We start from the raw sequence: 4,166 nt of genomic DNA on the forward strand, positions 1-4,166 counted from the left end.
GACGGCGCGGCCACGGCGGTGACGGTCAACGTCTCCGGCAACGGCGCCGCGGCGCAGGCGCCGGCAGCTGAAGGTACGGCCGTGATAGTCGACGGCAGTGCCTCGGAGCAGCCCGGGCAGCGCTCCGGCCGCTAACGGCGCCGGCGGCCCCGGCCGCTGACAGCACCTGAACAAGCGGGAGGGTGGCCGGTGGATACAACCACCGGCCACCCTCCCGCCGCATCTTCCGGCGGCTCCGTGCGTTGGCGCTAGTCCGTGGCTTCCCGCGCGGCCTTGATCAGCGCATGCATCGAGGCGTTCAGTTCGCGCAACTGCTCGCGTTCAAGACCCAGGCGCGCCAGCATGGTTCCGGGCACGGCCAGTGCCTCCTCCCGCAGCGCCTGGCCGGCAGCGGTCAGCCCCACGGCCAGCGCCCGCTCGTTGCCTTCCACCCGCTCCCGGGTCACGAGGCCGGCCTGCTCCAGCCGCTTGAGCATGGGGGACAGGGTGGCGGGTTCCTGCTGCAGCGCCTCGGACAGGTCCTTGACCATCCGCGGGCTCTGCTCCCAGAGGGCGAGCATCATCAGGTATTGCGGATGCGTGAGGCCCAGCTTCTCCAGCACCGGCTTGTAGGAGGCCACCACGCTGCGCGACGCCACCGACAGCGCGAAGCACAGCTGGTGCTCCAGCAGCAGGTCGTCCGTCGTCCCCGCCGTCGCTGTCACGGCCACCACTCTCCATCAGTTCGTGCGCTAATTGTTCGTCCCCTATTATGGGGTTGAATGCCCGCAGAGTCTACCGGGCACCGGAAGAAGGATCACGCCCATGACCGAGAAGAAGTCCCGCGTCAACGCGTTCATGCGGGCGACCGGCAAGTTCCGCATCGTCTTCGGCCCGGCCCAGAAAAGCGGCGTCGACCATCCCATGACCGAGGAGAACAAGGCGCTGCTCCAGCAGCGCGAGGCCGAAGCGTCGCAGTGGGAAACGGTCACCCGGGCGGACGGCAGCACCTACATCGTGCCGAAGAAGCCGGCCTAGCCCCGCCCTGTTCTTCCGTACCGGGCCTCGTTAAACTGATGCCACGGATTCTTCTGAGCAAGAAGGTGATTCAGATGGCTGGAAATCGGCGTTTCATGGACCGCTTCATGCGAGCCACGGAGAAGGCGGCGAAGGTCTGGGGCCCTGCCGATCGCATCGAAGCCGACACCCCGGTGGTGCACCGGCACGACGCGGCGGAGAAAGCGGCGGAGGAACAACTGGCCGAGATCGAAGTGGAGCGCGGTCCCGGCCACGCCTACGCCTACCGCAAGCCGCGCAAGGCCTGACACGCGACGAGGCCGCGCAGGGCCTGACACACACGGAGAGGGGCTGTCAGCCAACTGCTGACAGCCCCTCTCCGTTTCCGCCCCGCGGCGTCAGCGGCCGGTGCCGCCGTAGACCGTGGCTTCCTCGTCGGTGTCCAGGTCGAATGCCGCGTGGACAGCGCGGACCGCCGTGTCCAGCAGATCGGCGTGCGTGACAATCGAGATGCGGATCTCGGAGGTGGAGATCATGTCCACGTTCACGCCGGCCTTGTGCAGGGCTTCGAAGAACTTGTAGGAGACGCCGGGATTGGAGCGCATGCCCGCCCCGATCAGCGAGAGCTTTCCGACGTTTTCGTTGTAGAGAATGCCCTCGAAGCCCACCACGTCCTGGGCCGCGTTGAGTGCCTCCAGGGCTTCCTTGCCCTCCACCATGGGCAGCGTGAAGGAGATGTCCGTCTTGCCGGTCCCGCGGGTGGAGATGTTCTGCACGATCATGTCAATGTTTGAGTGCGCGCCGGCGACGATGCCGAAGATCTCCGCGGCCTTGCCGGGGATGTCGGGCACGCCCAGGATGGTGACCTTGGCTTCGGAGCGGTCGTGGGCAACGCCGGAGATGATGGGCTGTTCCAAGGGTTCTCCCTCTTGAATCTTGATCTTGTCGTCGGGGTTGGGCAGTACCCAGGTTCCCTCGTTCGTGCTGAAGGACGAGCGCACGTGCAGCTTCACGCCGAAGCGGCGGGCGTACTCGACGCAGCGCAGGTGCAGGATCTTCGAGCCGGAGGCCGCCATTTCCAGCATCTCCTCGCTGGAGATGGCGTCGATCTTGCGGGCGGTGTGCACCACCCGCGGATCGGCGGTGTAGATGCCGTCCACGTCAGTGTAGATCTCGCAGACGTCGGCGCCCAGTGCCGCCGCCAGCGCCACCGCGGTGGTGTCCGAACCGCCGCGGCCCAGCGTGGTGATGTCGTTGCTCTCCCGGCTGATGCCCTGGAAGCCGGCGACAATGGCGATCTCGCCCTTTTCGATGGTCGTCATCACCCGGTGCGGCGAGACGTCGATAATCCGCGCCCTGCCGTGGATGGCGTCGGTGACCATGCCGGCTTGGCTGCCGGTGAAGGACTGGGCCCTGGAGCCGAATTCCTGGATGGCCATGGCCAGCAGCGACATCGAGATTCGTTCGCCGGCGGACAACAGCATGTCCATTTCGCGGGCGCTGCTGCTGCTGGAGGAGACCTGGTTGGCCAGATCCAGCAGTTCGTCGGTGGTGTCTCCCATGGCGGACACGACGACGACAACCTGGTTGCCGGCGGCCTGGGTGTCGACCACGCGTTGTGCCACGCGTTTGATCCCCTCCGCGTCCGATACTGAGGAACCGCCAAACTTCTGCACTATCAGGCTCATGTGTTCTCTAAACAACTCCTGGGTTGGGGCCCGGACCGCGGCCGCCAGGGCGCGCCGCCGGGCTCATGGATTTGCTGCCACGCATCCCGGCTGCGCACCGCGCGGCAACCGCCATTCTAGCGCCGTAGTGGTTACGGCGGAGAATGCGGCGGACAGTATGACCGGCCAGGGTAATAACGACGACGGTGCCGGGCCAGGCGCCCGACACCGCCGACTGACGCGTGGCTGGGCCGCCGGTTTGCTACGTGAGCATGCGGCGGCCTTCGAAGGCGCGGCCCAGCGTAACTTCGTCCGCGTACTCGAGGTCGCCTCCCACCGGCAGGCCGGACGCCAACCGGCTGACGGGAATGCCGATGGTCTTGAGCATCCGGCCCAGGTAGGTCGCCGTCGCCTCGCCTTCAAGGTTCGGATCGGTGGCGATGATGATTTCCTCGATCTGTCCGTCCGAGAGGCGGCCGAGCAGCTCGCGGATGCGCAGTTGCTCCGGACCGACGCCGCCGATCGGATTGATGGCGCCGCCGAGCACGTGGTAGCGGCCCTTGAAGGACCGGGTGCGCTCGATCGCTATGACGTCCTTGGACTCTTCCACCACGCAGATGGCCGTCGGATCCCGGCGCGGGTCGCGGCAGATGTTGCAGGTGTCCTGTTCGGAGACGTTCCCGCAGATGGAGCAGAACTTCACCCGCTCCTTGACGTGGGTAACGGCGTCAACGAGCCGCTTCATGTCGGCCGGATCGGACTCCAAGATGTGGAACGCGATGCGTTGGGCGGACTTCGGGCCGATTCCAGGCAAGCGGCCGAGCTCGTCGATCAGCTCCTGGACAGCACCTTCGTACACTGAACCTTCAATCTCCGCGGGCGGTTAGGAACCGTCGAGGCTTCGTTCTTCGATCAGGCGTCCCCCGAGGAGCCTTTCAATGGCAGCGCGGCCCACCAGTCCGGAATCTTCGATGGCCTCGTCGTCTTCGCTGGGGATGTCCTCGACGTACTTCAAGTTTAGGTCACGGGCTGCCGGGGACGGCGCCGCGGCGGCAGATGTCGCCCGTGTGGCCTTCGCCTGATCCAGCAACTGCTGGTAGCGGCTGCGCTTTTGCCCGGGCATCTGCCGGTCCGGCGTCGTTTCCCATTCCTCGGCGGGTGGTTCGTCGTTCGCGTAGGGGATGTCGTCGTACGGAGAAGCCTGTGCCGGGGAGGAGGGGGCGGGAGTGCTTGGGGGTGCCGACAGGGCGCCGGCGGGCTGGCTGTTAGGTTGGGCGGCAGCCCCGAGGATTCCTCCTGCTGGAGAGGCTGGAGAGGCTGGAGCTGCTGGACCTGTTGGAGATGCGGGGGCGGGGGCGGGGAAGCCGGCCAGCGCCGAGCCGGAGTAATTTGAGGCCGATGGCGCACCGGCTGCCACGGGGACAGCGGTGGGAGCCCCCGGGGCCGCCATCCGCTCGGCCAGCTTCGCGAACACCGGCTTCTCCCCGGGCAGGGCCGGCGGCC

At 66.9% G+C, this 4,166-nt stretch carries 5 protein-coding genes and 1 pseudogene; 2 read left to right on the forward strand and 4 right to left on the reverse strand.

The features are described 5' to 3' along the window. Positions 1-248: 248 nt before the first annotated feature. Positions 249-713, reverse strand: a complete 465-nt coding sequence (locus tag AC5RUJ_RS12030) for a MarR family winged helix-turn-helix transcriptional regulator (protein WP_494127742.1) — start codon at positions 711-713, stop codon at positions 249-251. 91 nt (positions 714-804) lie between these two features. On the opposite strand from AC5RUJ_RS12030, the gene AC5RUJ_RS12035 reads away from it, so the two are divergent. Together AC5RUJ_RS12035 and AC5RUJ_RS12040 are read left to right on the forward strand one after the other, a co-directional pair. Continuing rightward, a complete protein-coding gene (locus AC5RUJ_RS12035) occupies positions 805-1,017 on the forward strand; it encodes a hypothetical protein (protein ID WP_494002062.1) in 213 nt (70 codons plus the stop codon). 74 nt (positions 1,018-1,091) lie between these two features. Then, positions 1,092-1,304 carry a hypothetical protein gene (locus AC5RUJ_RS12040; protein ID WP_494002063.1) on the forward strand — a complete coding sequence of 71 codons (213 nt, stop codon included), beginning with the start codon at positions 1,092-1,094 and terminating at the stop codon, positions 1,302-1,304. Positions 1,305-1,394: 90 nt separating this feature from the next. Here the strand turns inward: AC5RUJ_RS12040 and AC5RUJ_RS12045 are convergent, their stop codons facing one another. The 3 genes and pseudogenes from AC5RUJ_RS12045 to AC5RUJ_RS12055 all read right to left on the reverse strand — a co-directional run. Next, on the reverse strand, positions 1,395-2,684 hold the full coding sequence (locus AC5RUJ_RS12045) for an aspartate kinase (RefSeq protein WP_494002064.1): 1,290 nt from the start codon (positions 2,682-2,684) through the stop codon (positions 1,395-1,397). Between the two features lie 241 nt (positions 2,685-2,925). Continuing rightward, the gene (gene recR / locus AC5RUJ_RS12050) at positions 2,926-3,522 is read right to left on the reverse strand and encodes a recombination mediator RecR (RefSeq protein WP_494002065.1); all 597 of its coding nucleotides are present in this window, start codon (positions 3,520-3,522) and stop codon (positions 2,926-2,928) included. Positions 3,523-3,546: 24 nt separating this feature from the next. Beyond that, a pseudogene (locus AC5RUJ_RS12055) lies at positions 3,547-4,166 on the reverse strand (hypothetical protein); the annotation flags it as partial.

It is taken from the genome of Arthrobacter sp. Y3223164, assembly GCF_059091005.1.